Origin of the sequence: Roseovarius sp., assembly GCF_040223625.1 — a bacterium.
Classification (GTDB): Bacteria; Pseudomonadota; Alphaproteobacteria; order Rhodobacterales; family Rhodobacteraceae; genus Roseovarius.
In genome coordinates this window covers 1-15,274 of record NZ_JAVKFX010000030.1, presented here as the reverse complement: position 1 = coordinate 15,274, position 15,274 = coordinate 1, and the positions used below count along the sequence as shown (strand labels likewise).

The window sequence follows — 15,274 nt, the reverse complement described above, 5'->3', positions numbered from 1 at the left end:
CTCAGCGCAGTTTCGGGTTGAGCGCGTCGCGCAGCCAGTCGCCCAGCAGATTCACCGCCAGCACCAGCGCCACAAGCGTCAGCGAGGGGAAGATCACGATCCACCAGGCACCCGAGAACAGGTACTCGTTGCCGATGCGGATCAGCGTGCCCAGCGACGGGTTGGTCGGCGGCATGCCGACGCCGAGGAACGACAGCGTCGCCTCGATCAGGATCGCCATGGCAAGGTTGATGGTCGCGATCACCAGCACCGGCCCCATCACGTTGGGCAGGATGTGGCTGAAGATGATCGCCGGCGGGCGGCGGCCCACAAGCTGGGCGGCCAGCACGTATTCGCGGTTCTTTTCGACCAGTGTCGAGCCGCGCACGGTGCGGGCATATTGCACCCAGGTGGTGATGGTGATGGCGAAGATAAGCACCACCAGCGCCGCGCTGTCATGCAGTTCGCGCGGCAGGATGCCCCGCGCGATCCCGCTGACCAGCAGCGCCACCAGAATGGTCGGAAAGCTCAGCATCACGTCGGCGATGCGCATGAAGAAGGCATCGACCATCCCGCCGAAATAGCCGCTGACAAGGCCGACGACGACCCCCAGCACCATCGCCAGCGCGACGCTGATGAAGCCCACCGCCAGCGAGATGCGCGAGCCGTAGAGGATGGCCGAGAACACGTCGCGCCCCTGGTTGTCGGTGCCCAGCAGGAACCGCGGGTCGCCCCCCTCGGCCCAGGCCGGGGGCAGCTCGCTGTCGAGCAGGCTGAGCGTCGAGACGTCGAACGGGTTGTGCGGCGCGATCCAGGGCGCCAGCGCGGCAGCAAGGATCATGCCGATGGTCACGACGAAGGCGATCATGGTGATCCGCGAGGTGCGGAAGTTGTAGAACAGGTCGCTGCCGAAGAAGGCGGCGAGCCGTGAGTGTTTTCCGATGAGGGTTGCCATGGGTCGGATCTCCTTGGATCAGGCGCGGCCCGCGCGGATCGACAGGCGCGGATCGATGGCGAAATAGAGCAGGTCGACGACCATGTTGATGACGACGAAGACCAGCGCGACCAGCACGAGATAGGCCGACATCACCGGAATATCGCCGAAGCTGACGGCCTGAATGAACAGCAGGCCCATGCCCGGCCACTGGAACACCGTCTCGGTGATGATGGCGAAGGCGATCATCGCGCCAAGCTGCAGCCCGACGATGGTGATCACCGGCATCAGCGTGTTGCGGAAGGCATGACCGAAATGCACCGCCCGGTTGGTCAGGCCCCTTGCCCGGGCGAAACGCACGTAGTCCGAGCGCAGGGTCTCGAGCATCTCGGCCCGCACCAGACGCATGATCAGCGTCACCTGGAAGAGGCCCAGCATGATTGCCGGCAGGACCAGCGATTTCAGCCCGCTCACCGTCAGAAGCCCGGTCGACCACCAGCCGATATCGACCACGTCGCCGCGCCCGAAGGAGGGCAGCCAGTTCAGCCAGACCGAGAAGACGAGGATCAGCAGTATACCGGTCACGAAGGTGGGCACCGATATGCCGACCAGCGACAGGATCTGCATGGAATTGCTGAGAAATCCCTTCCTGTGCAGCGCCGTGTAGATGCCCATCGGCACGCCCATCGCCAGCGCGAAGATCGCGGCGGCCAGCACCAGTTCCAGCGTCGCCGGAAGGCGCTCGGCGATCAGGTCACTGACCGGGCGCTTGTTGCGGTAGGAGATCCCGAATTCGCCCTGTGCCGCGCCGGTGACGAAGCGCGCGAACTGGGTGGTGACGGGGGCGTTGAGGCCAAGCTGTTCGCGCAGATCATGTCGCTCTTCCGCCGAGGCGTTCTCGGGCAGCATGCTGTTCACCGGGTCGCCGACGAATCGGAACATGGTGAAGGCGATCAGCGCCACGGCCAGCATGACCAGGACGGATTGGATCAGACGCCGGAGGATGAAGGCTGTCATGGGAACGGACTCCGGAAGTTGGGGTTACACGGTCGCATCGGTTGCGGCCTGCGGCCCGCGCGACGGGGAGAGGCGCCGCGCGGGCCGGGCCGTGACCCACCTTACTCGATGGTGGCGTACCAGAGGCGCGGTTTGTTATCCGCGGTGACGCTCAGGTTGACCCCGTCGCGTACGGCCCAGGCCAGCGGCTGCTGGTGCAGCGGGATGATGGCGACCTCGTCGCGCGCGATCTTGAGCGCGTCCTTCATCATCTGCGTGCGTTTTTCCTCGTCGAGCTCGGTCGCGATCTTTGTGGTCAGCGCGTCGATCTCGGGGTTGGAGTAGCCGCCGGGGTTCCATGCCCCCATACGGTCGCCCGGCGTGTGCAGCAGTGCCGACAAAACGCTGTAGCTGTCCAGCATCGGCAGCGTCGCCCAGCCCACCATGTAGATGTCTGCCCCGCCGGCCAGCACCTTCTCGAAATGCTTCGAACTGGTCTGTGCCGTCAGCTGCGCCTTGATGCCGATCCGCGCCCACATGGCGGTGATAGCCTGACAGAGTTCCTCGTCGTTGACATAGCGGTCATTCGGGCAATCCAGCCCGACTTCGAAGCCGTCGGGATAGCCTGCTTCCTCCAGCATGCCCTTGGCAGCCTCGGCATCCGCCGCGGGACGGGTATCGAGTGCCTCGTCAAAGCCGGGCACCTGCGGCGCCACGAGCAGCGCGGCGTTGCGCGACCGGCCCCGCATGATCTTGTCCTGGATGAGGTCCATGTTGATGGCAAGCTGCATCGCCTCCCGAACCTTCTGCTTCTTCAGCGGATTATCATCGGTGAGGTTCGAATTGTGCAGCGTGTCGGCATAGTTCAGGCCCAGCATGATCGTCCGAAGGCTAGGAGTTTCGATCACCGAAACACCGTCTGCCCGGTTGATCCGCTCGATATCCTGAAGCGGCGCCGGCGTGATGAAATCAAGCTCGCCCGACAGCAGCGCGGCGATCCGCGTGGCGTCCGAGCCGATGGGGCTGAACTCGATCCGCGTGAGATTGTGCTGCGGTTCGTCCCACCAGCCCTCGTTCACGGTCAGAACCGTGCGCGCATCGGGCTGCCGGCTTTCGAGGATGAAAGGGCCGGTACCGTTAGAATTGGCGACCGCGTAATTTTCCTTGCCCCGGCGCATGTCGGCGGGCAGCAGGGCGTCGTGCTCTGCCATCCACTCCTTGTCGAGAATGAGGATGTTGGTGAGGTAGTTCAGCACGATCGGGTCGGGCCCCTTGAGGATCAGGTCGACCGTCAGGTCATCGACCTTCTCGGCACTCTCAAGCCCCGGCAGGTTGCTCTTGACTGGCGAGGTATCGTGGCTTGCGCGCTCCAGCGAGGCGACGACATCGTCCGCCGTGAAGGCGTTGCCGTTGTGGAAGGTCACACCATCACGCAGCTTGAAGCGCAGGCGCGTCGGCTCGACGAATTCCCAGGAGACGGCCAGCGCGGGCTCGACCTCGAGGTTCTCGTTATACCGCACCAGCCCCTCGTAGACGTGGTTCAGAAAGCCGATCGTGTTGCTTTCCGTCATCGAGTGCGGGTCCATCGCGGCGATGTCGGTGGAATCGGCCATGCGCAGCGTGTTTGCCGATGCAAGGCCCAGGCTGAGGCCCAGGGCCGCGATCGCGGTTCCGGTGAAAAGTCTGAAGTTCATCTCTAACTCCCGTTGGTTTGTCGATGCCCCTCTGCGCTTCTTCAGGCGCGGTTTCAGGCGGTGCGCCCCGGCAGAGTGGAATGGATACACCGGGGCCAATGTCAGGAGGATTCCATAATTGTGTACAAAAGTAAAATAAAATCGTACACAATCTTTCAAAGGCTTTTATACAAGCGTTGTATACGTTATGTTGTGCCCTATTGATGGACCGTATGGATCGCGGGAGGTACGGCTTTGCTGCCCCGTTCAGGACCGACGCCGGAAGAGAGGCATGAATGAACAAGACATCGACCCTTTCCACAGCGTCCGTCGGCGGCGAAACCGTCGATAGCGATCAGATTTACAACAGGATTTTCGACGCGATCGTTGATCACAACCTCGCCCCCGGGACCCATCTGAAGGAAGACGAGCTGTGCGAGATCTTCGGCATCGGACGAACCCGGATGCGGGCGGTCCTGTCGCGTCTTTCTGCCGACCACGTGGTCGACCTTGTCGCCAACCGGGGTGCTTTTGTCGCCCAGCCCTCGGTCGAGGAGGCGCGCGAGGTCTTCCGCGCCCGCCGGGTGATCGAATGCCATCTTGCCGAGCGGGCGGCCCGGAATGCGAGCGACACGATTCGCGAGGCGATGCATGCCCACCTGCAGCACGAGAACCATGCTCGCGCCGCGGGCGACGTGGTGCAGGTCATCAAGCGCTGCGGCAAGTATCACCAGGTCCTTGCCGATCAGGCCGACAGCCCGATCATGGCGCATTTCGTCCGTGAACTGATCGCCCGCTCCTCGCTGATCATCGCGGTGTACGAGGCGAAGAACCCCGACGAGGCCGAGCTGGAAGAGCATACGCGGCTGACCGAACTGATCCTCGAGGGCAAGGGGGCGGAGGCCGCCACGCTGATGGACAGTCACCTGCGCGGCATCGAAGGTCGGCTCGATTTCTCGTCCAAGGACAAGGGCAAGCTCGACCTCCGCTCCAGCCTTCTGAACAAGTAGCGAAGGCCGGAAAGGGCCTCACGCCGTGGGCACGGTGCCGCCGTCGATCACGTACTCTGTGCCGGTGATGCTGCCCGCCCGGTCGGACGCGAGAAAGGCAACGAGGCTCGCGATCTCGTCCGGCTTCGATGGCCGTCCGATCGGCACACCGCCCAGCGACTGCATGATCATCTGTTTGCCGTCTTCGACACTGACGCCATGTTCCGCAGCCAGGCGTTTCGCCAGTTCGATCGAGGATTCCGTCTCGATCCAGCCGGGCGAGACCCGCACGACCCGCACGCCGCTGGGGGAGACCTGTTTCGACAGGCTCTTGCTATAAGTGGACAAGGCCGCCTTGGCCGCGGCATAGGCCGTGGTGGCCTCTGGCAGGGGCAGCTCCCTCTGGATCGACGTGACATGGATCACCACGCCGGAGCCCCGGGCCACCATCTCGGGCACAAGCGCCCGGTCCAGCCTCACGGCAGCCATCAGGTTCAGGTCGAGCTCCTTTTTCCATTCCCCGTCATCCAGGGCGGCAAAGCCGCCCGCCGGGGCCGACGACCCGCCCAGCATGTGGACGATGACATCGACCCCTCCAAGCCGCTCTCGCACGGCATCGCTCAGCGTGGCACAGCCTTCGGCCGTCGTCAGGTCCGCCGCGACGAAATGCCGGTCGTCTATGTTCGGCGGCCGCGTCCGGGCCGTCGTGAGCACATGCGCCCCGAGTTCCCGGAACAAGGCCACGGTCGCCCGTCCGGCACCGCGGGTGCCGGAGGTGATGAGGGCCCGTTTGCCCTCGAGCGTCAGAAACGGTGTCATGGGACGATTTCCAGCTCTGCGATCTTGTCGCCCTTGAGGACGAAGAAGTACCGCAGGTCCACCGGGCTTCCGGGGAAGTTGCCGACGAGATGGCTGGTGACGACCGTGCGCTTGTCATCCTTAGACAGGTCGAACGGCTCGACCGTATAGGTGTATTGGGTCGAAGCGTTCGCCATCCACTGCCGGATGGCATCGCGGCCGGTATAGGTGTTGCCCTCGTCGGTAACGGTCGCGTCCTCGGTGAAGCATTCCGAGATCGCCTGCGAGTTGCCTTTCTTGTCCGCCGAGAAATAGGCGGCGATCACGTCGGGGAGTTCGATGGACATGGTCATTCTCCTTGTCAGGGTTGCGATTTCAACGGCGGGTGCCGACGGCACCGTCCGAGCTTTTGGTTCTGGATGAGATTTGCGCCTTGGGCACGAAGGTCAGGGCGGCGACCGCATCGACGGGTTCGGGCTGCAGGCCTTTTTCGCGATCCTCGAACGAGGCATCGAGAAGTATGCGAAGCGACCTGTTGGGCTCCATCGGCAGGAAGGAGATCATGCAGACCTCTTCGAGCGACGCGGCTTCCGCCACTTCGACGAGCTCTTCCTTGAGATCCTCGCGCGTGTAGGTGATGATGTAGTTGTAGTCCTGCTCGAGCGTGAGGAGCTTGTGCTGCCTCATGCTTTCCGGCACATCGCTTTCCTTGAAGTTCCAGAGGAACTTGGCCGGTCCACCGACCACAGGGCCGCCGAACACGAGCTGCCGGGCGATGAGCTGATCGAGAATCCGATAGGCTTGTACCGTCTGCTCGGCACTGATGAAAACCTGATAGTACTGCATCTTTTCAACTCCGTTGCTGTCTGACGGCAATTTAGGGCTTTGACTGCGTCCAGATAACGAGGATAAATCTAGATGCGGAATTACGGTTTTCGGGACAATGAGAAACCACAAACTCACCGAGTTCGACGCGGTGCTGGCCGTCGCCCGCAGGGGCACGTTTCGCGCGGCGGCGCTAGATGTCGGAATGTCGACAAGCGCGCTCAGCAACGCGATTGCCAAGCTGGAAGGTCAGTTGGGGGTGCGCCTTTTCAACCGGACGACGCGCAGCGTTTCCCTGACGGGCGCGGGGCAACGCTTCGTGGATCAGGTCAGCCCCGCGCTGATGGACATACACAGCGCGCTCGACACCGTGCGGTCGGAGCAGGAGACGCCCTCCGGCGAGTTGCGCATCAATACCTTCGCCACCGCGGGGCGAGAGATCCTGTCGCCGCTCATCCTCGAATATCTCCGGCGTTTCCCGAATGTCCGGATCGACGTGGTGACCGAGGGCAACCTGGTCGATGTCGTGGCCGACGGGTTCGATTTCGGAATACGGAGCGAAGCGCTGGTTCCCAGCGACATGATCGCGATCCCGCTGGGGCCTGCAAGGCGCCACGCGGTTGTCGCCTCTCCCGCCTATTTCGAGAACCGTGACAGGCCGCGCGTCCCCACCGACCTAGCTGCGCATGCCTGCATTCGTGTCCGGCTGCCCAACGGGGCGCTGTTCCGCTGGAAGTTCGAATCCGAGGGGCAGCCCGTGCAGGTCGACGTCGACGGCCCGATCACCCTGGACGAATCCAGCCTTGCGCGCATGGCGGTGCGCGAGGCCGTCGGAATCGGCTATTTCATGGAATCCGACGTGCTCGAGGATATCGAGGCCGGCCGCCTCGTCCGGCTGCTCGAAGAGTATACGCCGGCGCTGTCGCCGCTGTGCCTCTACTACCCCAGCCGCCGCAATCCGCCCGCAGCGTTCAAGGTCTTCGTCGATCTTGCCCGCGAACTGGCCCGGTCATCGCGGCAGCGGTGACCGGGCCGGCCTCAGGCGCAGCGTGCATGGTGACGATATCGCGTGAACCGAAGGCACGCCGCCAATTTGGTCAATCCAGCGTCAGCCGGACATCCGTCCCTTCCCGGGCAAGGTGCGAGTAGGGACAGGCGGCATGCGCCTCCTCGACAAGTTTCGAGGCGAGGTCCTTTTCCAGGCCGGGAAGATGAATGGAAAGAGCCACGTCCAGCGCAAAGCCGGCGCCCTCGTCGCGCGGGCCGATGCCGACAGTGGCCGAGACGCGGCTTTCGTCGGAAAGCTTCTGCTTGTGCTTGCCGGCGACGAAGTGGAGCGCACTGAGGAAACAGGCCGCGTAGCCGCTGGCGAAGAGCTGCTCGGGATTGGTGCCGTCACCGCCTGCGCCGCCAAGTGCCTTGGGCGTCGAAAGCGACAGGTTGAGCGATCCGTCATCGACGGCGGTGGTGCCCGTACGACCTCCGGTCGCCGTGGCGCGGGTTTCGTAGAGAATTTTCATTGGGGCCTCATAAATGGGGAAATGATGAAGGACGCAGGTCAAGCCCGAATCCCCCACCGATATAGACCGAATCCGACCATCCCATAATCTGGTCGAAACGGTATGTCCTGTTTCGACCGGCGGGATTATGCTCGGCGGTTCACCCTCGCGGCCGGGCCACGGCTGGCGGGTCGCGAGGGGTGTTTTTGCGACTTTACACCGCCGGCTGCAGTTTGGGATCGTCAGATGGGCAGGCACACTTGACCGACAGGCTCCTCTGCCCCAGGGCCACCGTCAGGAACGCCGCCACGCCCGATGCAACCGACACCCAGAACCCGTTCTCGGGTCCGTAATTGTCGACCACCCAGCCGGCGACGAATGCCCCAAGGGCCATACCGATGCCGATCCCGGTCATCACCCAAGTCACGCCCTCGGTCAACATCGAGGCGGGAACCCGGCGTTCGACTAGGCCGAACGCCGTGATGAACGTGGGAGAGACCGCGATGCCGCTGACGAACACGGCGAAGGCAAGCACGGCCACAGAACCGCTGGCGAAGAGCAGCGGAACCGCCGTCGCGGCGAGAACCCCGACCGCGATCAGCAATTGGCGTTGAAGCGGCATCTGCGGATTGAGGGCGCCAAGCACGAGGCCAAGCACGAACGAGCCCACCGCATAGACACCGATCACAAGGCTTGCCGCATCCGGTTTCCCGAGCGCTTCCGTGATTGCCACCGCACTGACCTCGGCCGTGGCGAAGATGGCCCCGACGAAGATCAGGGTCAGCGTGACGATCTGCACGGGCCGCAACAGGATGGCCGACCCCTGCGCCCGCTCCTCGCCCGTCCATTCGACCACCTTGGGCTCGGTCCCCCGTTGCAACAGAAAGGCAGCGCTCCCCACGGATAGAAGGATCGTGCTGGCAAGAATGCCGGCCTCCGGAAAGAACGAGACCGACAGCCCGACCGACAGCGACGCGCCGGCGATGTAGATCAGCTCGTCGGCGGCGGATTCAAAGGCGAAGGCGGTATTGAGCTCCGGCCGATCTCGGAAAATCACGCTCCACCGTGCGCGCACCATGGCTGACATGCTCGGCATCGCGGCGGCGAGGAAGGCCGAGACGAACAAGGCCCAGTTCGGCCATCCAAAATGCGTTGCGGCTATAAGGGCCAGGAACGCCGCGGCCGAAATGATGGTGGCCGGGGCGACGATCCTCAACTGCCCGAACCGGTCGACAAACCGCGATATCTGCGGCGACACGAGCGCGTTGGTCAGTGCGAAAACCGCTGCCACCGCACCGGCCAACCAGTATTCGCCATGGGTCTGCGAGAGCATCGCCACGATGCCGATCGGCGCCATGGCGATCGGCAGCCGCGCAACGAACCCGGCTGCCGAGAACCCCTTGGTACCGGGAACACGAAAGATGACCGCATAGGGATTGGACATCCGATAACTCCTTGATTCGTGCCGAAACACATTTTACATACGAAGTGTATGCCAATGGAGTTAATCGCATACGCCGCGTATGTCAATATACATACATGGCGTATGCGAGCTGAGGAGAAACGATTGCGAAAACCCCGCAAGGAAATGATCGCCGAGACCCGTGCCAAGCTGATCGCGGCCGCGCGGCACGCGTTCGGCACGGTTGGCTACGCCGACGCCTCGATGGACGATTTCACCGCCGCGGCGGGCCTGACCCGCGGCGCGCTGTATCACCATTTCGGCGACAAGAAGGGCCTGTTCCAAGCCGTGGTCAAGCAGATCGACACAGAGATGACCGGGCGCCTTGCAGAGATCTCCGCGCGCGCGCCGTCCCTTTGGCAGGCCGTCGTCGACAACTGGATCGCGTACATCGAAATGGCGCTTGAGCCGGAGATCCAACGCATCATGTTCCTCGACGGTCCGGCGGTGCTGGGCGATATCTCCCAATGGCCGGACACGAATTGCTGTGTCATGGATCTGAAGAACAAGCTCGAGGCCCTCAAGGCCGAGGGGCGGCTGGCGGATGTGGATCCCGAGGCGGCCGCGCGCCTCATCAACGGCGCCAGCATTCATGCCGCAACCTGGATTGCCAGTTCCGACACACCCGAAGAGACTTCCCGCAAGGCCGTCGCAGGGTTTCGTGCGCTGCTGGCCGGGCTCTACGCCGGCGAGATCGATCCCAGGGCGAACCACAGCTAAAGCCTGCCTACCGGGCAAAGCGCGAACCCGACCACGACCGAGCCGACCGGATCAACGCTTTTCCTTGGCCACCTCAACAATCATGTTCCGCAACCAGATGTGCCGTGGACTCTCCTGATGCCGCGCATGCCACAAAAGTCTCATGGTGAAACCAGCCAGGGGCAGGGGCGGTGGACGCGCGTCAAGTCGGTCGCGCGCGGCCTCTGTTCGCGCCAGGCTGGATGGAATGGTCAACAGCAGATCGGACCTGGCTGCAATTTCCAAGGCGGCCAGGAAACTCGGGACACGAACCTGAACCCGTCTGGTTTGCCCAAGCTCGGCGAGGGCTTCGTCAACCGCCGACCGGCCCGTCCCCGCAACGCTGACGGCGATGTGGCCTAGGTCGAGATAGCGCTCAAGCGTGAGGTCCAGGCCCCTCGCCGGGTGATCCCTGCGCATCAGGGTGACGTAACGATCGTCATAGAGAGCGCGTGCGTGGATGCCCGAAGGTGCATCGCCGATGACACCGATCAGGGCGTCGGCGGTGTCGCTGCCGAGTGCCTCGAAGACGGGCCCCGCAAGCGGATGGATTTCCAGGTCAAGCGCCGGCGCCTCGGCTTGCAGCCTGGCCAGGAGGGAAGGCGCCAAAGTGGTGGCCTCGAGGTCAGGCATCAGAAGACGAATGGTGCCAACCGCGTCAGCCGGGACGAACTCTCTGGCGCTCATCAGATCGCCGGCATCTGCGAGCAATCGCTTCAAACGGGGCTGAATGTCTTCGGCGCGGGCGCTCAGGCAATAGCCTCCGCGGTCCTCCACGAGCAGGGGATCGGCAAAAGCCATGCGCAACCTGCCAAGCGCGCGGCTTACCGCTGGTTGGCTCATGTTCAGACGCCCGGCTGCCCTGGTGACGCTCCTTTCCTCGAGGAGCACGCCAAGCATCACCAGCAGATTCAGGTCGACGTTACGCAATTCCAGTTCGTGCATGGTGACTATATAGCACATGCATTAGACGCATGGCACGGATTCAATTACGCCTACTGACAGGATTTCTTGGCATCATGAAAGGAGCCGGTCATGCACGTGGTATTCGGAGCAGGAGGGCGCACGGGCGGAGAAGTCGCGCGGGCGCTTCTGGCAAGGGGCGAGGCCGTAAGGGTCGTCGTGCGGCGGGAGGCACAGGGCGAGGTCTGGGCCTCGCGCGGTGCCGAGGTGGCTGTCGGCGACCTCGAGAGCAGCGCCAGCATTTCGGCTGCACTCGAAGGCGCGGATTCGGCGTTCTTCCTCAACCCGCCCCCCGTGGCCGGCGATCCCTTCCAGAGCACCGCGAAGGTTGCGGCCGCTCTCGTGGTCGCGCTGCGAACAGCAACCCTGTCCAAAGCCGTGGCCCTGTCCTCGATCGGCGCTCAATTCGAGTCCGGAACCGGGGTGATCGCGACCCTCAACCGGTTCGAGCAGGCCCTGGACGGATCATCCGCGCCCTCGATTGCCTTTCTGCGGTCGGCATACTTCATCGAGACCTGGGAAGAGGTCATCGTACCGGTTCGGCAAGACCTGCTTCCGACCTTCATCAGACCGGATCAGAAAATCGCGATGGCCAGCACCATCGACGTGGGCGACGCCGCGGCCGAGCTTCTTTGCAGCGACTGGAGCGGCCGGCGCATTATCGAACTATCCGGCCTTGCGGACTGGAGCGCAGCCGATATCGCCGATGCCTTCTCGGCGCAACTCGGGCGCACGGTCACACCCCAGTTTGTTCCCGCCAGCGCGCGCGCTGCGGCCCTGGCCGAAGCGGGCGTGCCGGCGGAAGTGGCCGATTCCCTGATCGGGATGTACGAGGGGATCGCCAACGGCTTGTTCGTCCGGGACAACCGGAACATCCAATGGCGCGGCAAGACAACGATCGAGACAGCCGTGTCGCGGATGGTGGACCGGCACTCTGAAAGTGATAGGGGCCGAGAAGCGCCCAGGCCTCTGGAAGAAAGCCACCGCACGAGCGCCCATGACATCGCATCGCCGGGCTGAAGATCGCCTGTCGTGCCGGTGGACATTACGCGCGAAAAAGCCACCATCCACGTACCGGCGAGCTCTGAGACAAGTTGGCTTAATCAAACAAAAAAAGCCGCGCCCTTTCGGGTGCGGCTTGTTCGCTTTGATTGGTTGCGGGAGCAGGTCAGGCGGTATGACACCGGCTTGAGAACAGACACAGTCACATTTCACTGCGCAGCGGCTTCAAGCCTTCGGTCGCAAGCACGGTCCGAACTGTCTCACGGCTTTCGACCTTTTCCACGAAGGCCTTGAACGCATCCGGGGTCTCAAGTCCGATCATCGCAGCCCAGCGGAGCATGACGTAGAGAAAGGCATCCGCACCTGTGAACCGTGCGCCGAAAAGGGTCTCACCATCGAGCCTTGAACCGATCCACCGAAACCGCGGCACCAATGTCTCGCGCAGTCGGGCTTGTTCCTCTTCGTCCTCCAGAAAGAAAAGCGGGATGAACGGCTTGTGAATCTCCGTCGAGATGAAGGCGAGCGTCTGCAGGTGGCGGGTACGTCCCAGCTTTCCTTCTGGAAGGAGCACGGCTGATTGACCAGCGATCCAATCGAGGATCGCGACGTTTTCGGTCAGCAGCATGCCGTCGTCGAGCCTCAATGCCGGTACATAGCCGTTCGGGTTGATCTGCGTATAATCGGTGCCGTCCTCGAGCGTGCGTTCAAGGATGTTGACCTGATGCGCGTGGAAATTCAGCTTTTGCTTCCCTGAGCATGATGTGAGTTGCCTGAGAGCAGCTGGTCGGGGTGTATTAGAAGTCCATGGCTGGTCGCCTTTGTTTGCTGGATGTTGTGACTCATCGCGTCTCGACAGTCGCAAATCCGGGCACGGCAGATCAGAGGCAGATTCATCGCTTTCGGGGCAAAACGGCCATCAGTCCAGGCCACGAATGCGGTTGCGCTGGCGGTACTGAGCCGGGGTAACACCGGCACGGCGCTTGAACAGCCTGCGGAAGAACGTCGGATCCTCGTAACCCACGGCGGCCGAAATCTCTTCGATGGCCATATCATCGGTTTCGAGCATCTGCTTGGCCTCCTCGATCCGGAGGGCCTGTACGTACTCGACAGGCGTATATCCGGTGGCAGCGGAAAAGCGGCGCTTGAAGCTACGTTCCGACAGACCTGAGCGGTGGACCATGACAGTGACGGGCGCCGGGGTGTCATAATGGTCGACAAGCCATTCCTGGATCTTGGATATGACTGCATCACTGTGTTGGCGTGGCCGTGCCATGGAGGCGAAGGGCAATTGCCCATAGCCCCTGTCGCCGAGCAGAAACAGGCGTGCGACTCGAGCAGCTTCTTCCGGGCCGCAGAAACGCCCGATCAAATACAGCGCGAGGTCCTGCCAGGAGGACGCGCCGCCCGTTGTGATCAGTTGGCCGTTGCGCCCGCTGTCACAGAGAATCCGTTCAGACCGGAACTTGACACTGGGATAGCGGTCGCGGAACAGGTCGGCCATGGTCCAGTGGGACGCGGCTTCTGCACCATCTAGGAGGCCCGCTTCCGCCAATAGCACGGCTCCGCTGCACGTTGAGCAGATGAGCGAGCCGTGGTCGACGTGGCGGCGCACCCACGCGATCTCCTCGAGCCATCGACGGTCGAGCACATCGTCCCGGTTCAGGTGGATATCGCAGACGACGATGACGTCTGCACAGGTCCCGTTCAGATCTCCCTCGGGTGTGACCTGCAAACCGGTGCTGGAGCGGAACGACCCGGTGCCGCGCGCCACGAGCGTCGGGTGGATTGGGCGGGACAGCGCCTTCTCGTTTGTGCCGGTGTCAGCGAGGACTTCATGCAGGCCGAACGCGGCCATCGTCCCGCTTTCCGGCAGGCACAGGATAGAAACGCGAAGCGGCTCTGGGGGACACGGGCGTATCGGCATGTGCCAACCTTGGCACAAATGCCCCGATACCGTCGAGTCTGCCGCTAATCTTCTAAGCTGATCAAGCCCATTCTCGCTCCACTTCAGAAACAACATCTCGAAAGGACACTGACATGAGCATCGAAGAGGGCACGGTTGAGCTGACAAGGAAGTATGATCAGCCGGTTGCAGACGTTTTCTCGGCCTGGTCGAGCGAGGAAGCGCAGCGGAAATGGGGGGATCCGGGAGAAGGCTGGGACCTGACCTTCGATCAATTCCGCTTCACGGTTGGCGAAACCGACATTTGTCGCTTCGGCCCCAAGGGCGGTTCGACCTACATCAACGAAAACCGCTACTTGCAAATCGAACCCGGACTGCGGATCGTTTATACAACAACACTGACGTGCGGCAACCGGCTCACCTTCGCGGGAACGGTCGCCATCACCTTCGAGGCGACGAAAGGGGGGACCAGGATGAAGCTGATCGAACAGGGGCTCTACTTCGATGGCCAGGATGACGTGGCCGGGCATCGGTCCGGCTGGGACGGAATGCTGGAAGCTCTTGGGAATTTTCTTCGCAGTCCTTGCTGAATGCTTGATCCGAGATGGGCTGCGGCCTCTTCAACGAAGCCCGGCAGTTCGGCAACCAACGCGTTCATTTTCTGAGTGTCTGTAGCCAACCGCGAAGCCGATCTGCAAAGCCGTCATCGTCGAGCGTCAGCCCATCCTCTTGCTTGGTGATGGAGGCACCGAACCGGCTCCGATCATGGCGACGGCCGAAACGTTCCGGGCGCTAGTGGAGAAGGTCTCACTCATTCCCGACACCGGAGATCTGGCCATGGCCCTGCGCAGCACTTTGCTGCGATCTACGGGCGGCAAGACAAAACCCCGACCTCTTTTCGGAGACCGGGGTTTTGTTAAGCCTGCCACAGCAGGAATTATTGGTTGCGGGAGCAGGATTTGAACCTGCGACCTTCAGGTTATGAGCCTGACGAGCTACCAGACTGCTCCATCCCGCGCCATTGCGTTGGACCGCCTCGAATTGTCTGGAATGAGAGGCGGCATCGTCAGAGAGATACCAATCAAGGGTCTTACTAGGTTTGGCGGCGACCTACTCTCCCACGTCTTGAGACGCAGTACCATCGGCGCTAAGGCACTTAACGGCCGGGTTCGGGATGGGACCGGGTGTTTTGCTCTTGCTATGACCACCAAACCAAGAAAAACCCTTGAATTCCAAGTCAGTACACTTCGGTGTATGCTTTTGGTCCAGCCAAAGTCTGGCTTTTACTGGATCAAATCAAGCCTATCGGACAATTAGTACCGGTCAACTGAACGCGTTGCCGCGCTTACATCTCCGGCCTATCGACGTGGTCGTCTACCACGGTCCTCAGGGATACCTTGTTTTGAGGGGGGCTTCCCGCTTAGATGCCTTCAGCGGTTATCCTGTCCGATCATAGCTACCCTGCACTGCTGCTGGCGCAACAACAGGTCCACCAGTGGATCGTTCACCCCGG

16 protein-coding genes, 1 tRNA gene and 2 rRNA genes are annotated in these 15,274 nt (G+C 62.5%); 5 read left to right on the top strand and 14 right to left on the bottom strand.

All coding sequences use genetic code 11. From position 1 onward, the window contains the following. Window position 1: 1 nt before the first annotated feature. The 3 genes from RLN94_RS08500 to RLN94_RS08490 form a co-directional block, all read right to left on the bottom strand. Window positions 2-934 carry an ABC transporter permease gene (locus RLN94_RS08500; RefSeq protein WP_350159029.1) on the bottom strand — a complete coding sequence of 311 codons (933 nt, stop codon included), beginning with the start codon at window positions 932-934 and terminating at the stop codon, window positions 2-4. Window positions 935-952: 18 nt separating this feature from the next. Beyond that, entirely contained in the window at window positions 953-1,930 is a 978-nt protein-coding gene (locus RLN94_RS08495; RefSeq protein ID WP_350131391.1) for an ABC transporter permease, read from the bottom strand. A gap of 101 nt (window positions 1,931-2,031) precedes the next feature. Then, window positions 2,032-3,603 (bottom strand): ABC transporter substrate-binding protein, encoded by a 1,572-nt coding sequence (locus tag RLN94_RS08490; RefSeq protein WP_350131393.1) that lies wholly within the window; start codon window positions 3,601-3,603, stop codon window positions 2,032-2,034. A gap of 275 nt (window positions 3,604-3,878) precedes the next feature. Between RLN94_RS08490 and RLN94_RS08485 the strand changes: the two genes are divergently transcribed. Then, window positions 3,879-4,592, top strand: coding sequence for a GntR family transcriptional regulator (locus tag RLN94_RS08485; RefSeq protein WP_350131395.1), 714 nt, complete (start codon window positions 3,879-3,881; stop codon window positions 4,590-4,592). A gap of 18 nt (window positions 4,593-4,610) precedes the next feature. On the opposite strand, the gene RLN94_RS08480 is transcribed toward RLN94_RS08485, so the two are convergent. The 3 genes from RLN94_RS08480 to RLN94_RS08470 are packed head-to-tail and all read right to left on the bottom strand — an operon-like array spanning window position 4,611 to window position 6,215. Next, complete coding sequence (locus tag RLN94_RS08480) at window positions 4,611-5,390, bottom strand: SDR family oxidoreductase (RefSeq protein ID WP_350131397.1); 780 nt, start codon at window positions 5,388-5,390, stop codon at window positions 4,611-4,613. Next, a complete protein-coding gene (locus RLN94_RS08475; RefSeq protein ID WP_350131399.1) occupies window positions 5,387-5,716 on the bottom strand; it encodes a nuclear transport factor 2 family protein in 330 nt (109 codons plus the stop codon). The genes RLN94_RS08480 and RLN94_RS08475 overlap by 4 nt, the downstream gene beginning before the upstream one ends. Window positions 5,717-5,744: 28 nt before the next feature. Beyond that, window positions 5,745-6,215, bottom strand: coding sequence for a hypothetical protein (locus RLN94_RS08470; RefSeq protein WP_350131401.1), 471 nt, complete (start codon window positions 6,213-6,215; stop codon window positions 5,745-5,747). Between the two features lie 97 nt (window positions 6,216-6,312). Here RLN94_RS08470 and RLN94_RS08465 point away from each other — a divergent pair, with 97 nt between their 5' ends. Then, a complete protein-coding gene (locus RLN94_RS08465) occupies window positions 6,313-7,221 on the top strand; it encodes a LysR family transcriptional regulator (RefSeq protein ID WP_350131403.1) in 909 nt (302 codons plus the stop codon). A 70-nt stretch (window positions 7,222-7,291) separates the two neighbouring features. Here RLN94_RS08465 and RLN94_RS08460 read toward each other — a convergent pair whose 3' ends face one another. Then, window positions 7,292-7,714 (bottom strand): organic hydroperoxide resistance protein, encoded by a 423-nt coding sequence (locus tag RLN94_RS08460; RefSeq protein WP_350131405.1) that lies wholly within the window; start codon window positions 7,712-7,714, stop codon window positions 7,292-7,294. 193 nt (window positions 7,715-7,907) lie between these two features. Beyond that, on the bottom strand, window positions 7,908-9,137 hold the full coding sequence (locus RLN94_RS08455; RefSeq protein WP_350131407.1) for an MFS transporter: 1,230 nt from the start codon (window positions 9,135-9,137) through the stop codon (window positions 7,908-7,910). Between the two features lie 123 nt (window positions 9,138-9,260). Between RLN94_RS08455 and RLN94_RS08450 the strand changes: the two genes are divergently transcribed. Then, a complete protein-coding gene (locus RLN94_RS08450; RefSeq protein ID WP_350168797.1) occupies window positions 9,261-9,875 on the top strand; it encodes a TetR/AcrR family transcriptional regulator in 615 nt (204 codons plus the stop codon). 51 nt (window positions 9,876-9,926) lie between these two features. Here RLN94_RS08450 and RLN94_RS08445 read toward each other — a convergent pair whose 3' ends face one another. Next, window positions 9,927-10,838, bottom strand: a complete 912-nt coding sequence (locus RLN94_RS08445; RefSeq protein ID WP_350131411.1) for a LysR family transcriptional regulator — start codon at window positions 10,836-10,838, stop codon at window positions 9,927-9,929. Window positions 10,839-10,928: 90 nt separating this feature from the next. Between RLN94_RS08445 and RLN94_RS08440 the strand changes: the two genes are divergently transcribed. Then, entirely contained in the window at window positions 10,929-11,876 is a 948-nt protein-coding gene (locus tag RLN94_RS08440) for an NmrA family NAD(P)-binding protein (RefSeq protein ID WP_350131413.1), read from the top strand. A gap of 184 nt (window positions 11,877-12,060) precedes the next feature. Here the strand turns inward: RLN94_RS08440 and RLN94_RS08435 are convergent, their stop codons facing one another. Then, window positions 12,061-12,720 carry a glutathione S-transferase C-terminal domain-containing protein gene (locus tag RLN94_RS08435; RefSeq protein ID WP_350131415.1) on the bottom strand — a complete coding sequence of 220 codons (660 nt, stop codon included), beginning with the start codon at window positions 12,718-12,720 and terminating at the stop codon, window positions 12,061-12,063. A gap of 54 nt (window positions 12,721-12,774) precedes the next feature. Continuing rightward, the gene (locus RLN94_RS08430; RefSeq protein ID WP_350131417.1) at window positions 12,775-13,713 is read right to left on the bottom strand and encodes a GlxA family transcriptional regulator; all 939 of its coding nucleotides are present in this window, start codon (window positions 13,711-13,713) and stop codon (window positions 12,775-12,777) included. Window positions 13,714-13,895: 182 nt separating this feature from the next. Between RLN94_RS08430 and RLN94_RS08425 the strand changes: the two genes are divergently transcribed. After that, on the top strand, window positions 13,896-14,351 hold the full coding sequence (locus RLN94_RS08425) for an SRPBCC domain-containing protein (RefSeq protein WP_350131419.1): 456 nt from the start codon (window positions 13,896-13,898) through the stop codon (window positions 14,349-14,351). A gap of 351 nt (window positions 14,352-14,702) precedes the next feature. Here RLN94_RS08425 and RLN94_RS08420 read toward each other — a convergent pair. The 3 genes from RLN94_RS08420 to RLN94_RS08410 form a co-directional block, all read right to left on the bottom strand. Then, a tRNA-Met gene (locus RLN94_RS08420) sits at window positions 14,703-14,779 on the bottom strand. 79 nt (window positions 14,780-14,858) lie between these two features. After that, window positions 14,859-14,973: ribosomal RNA gene (gene rrf / locus RLN94_RS08415) — 5S ribosomal RNA — on the bottom strand. Window positions 14,974-15,053: 80 nt separating this feature from the next. After that, window positions 15,054-15,274, bottom strand: a 23S ribosomal RNA gene (locus tag RLN94_RS08410); the annotation flags it as partial.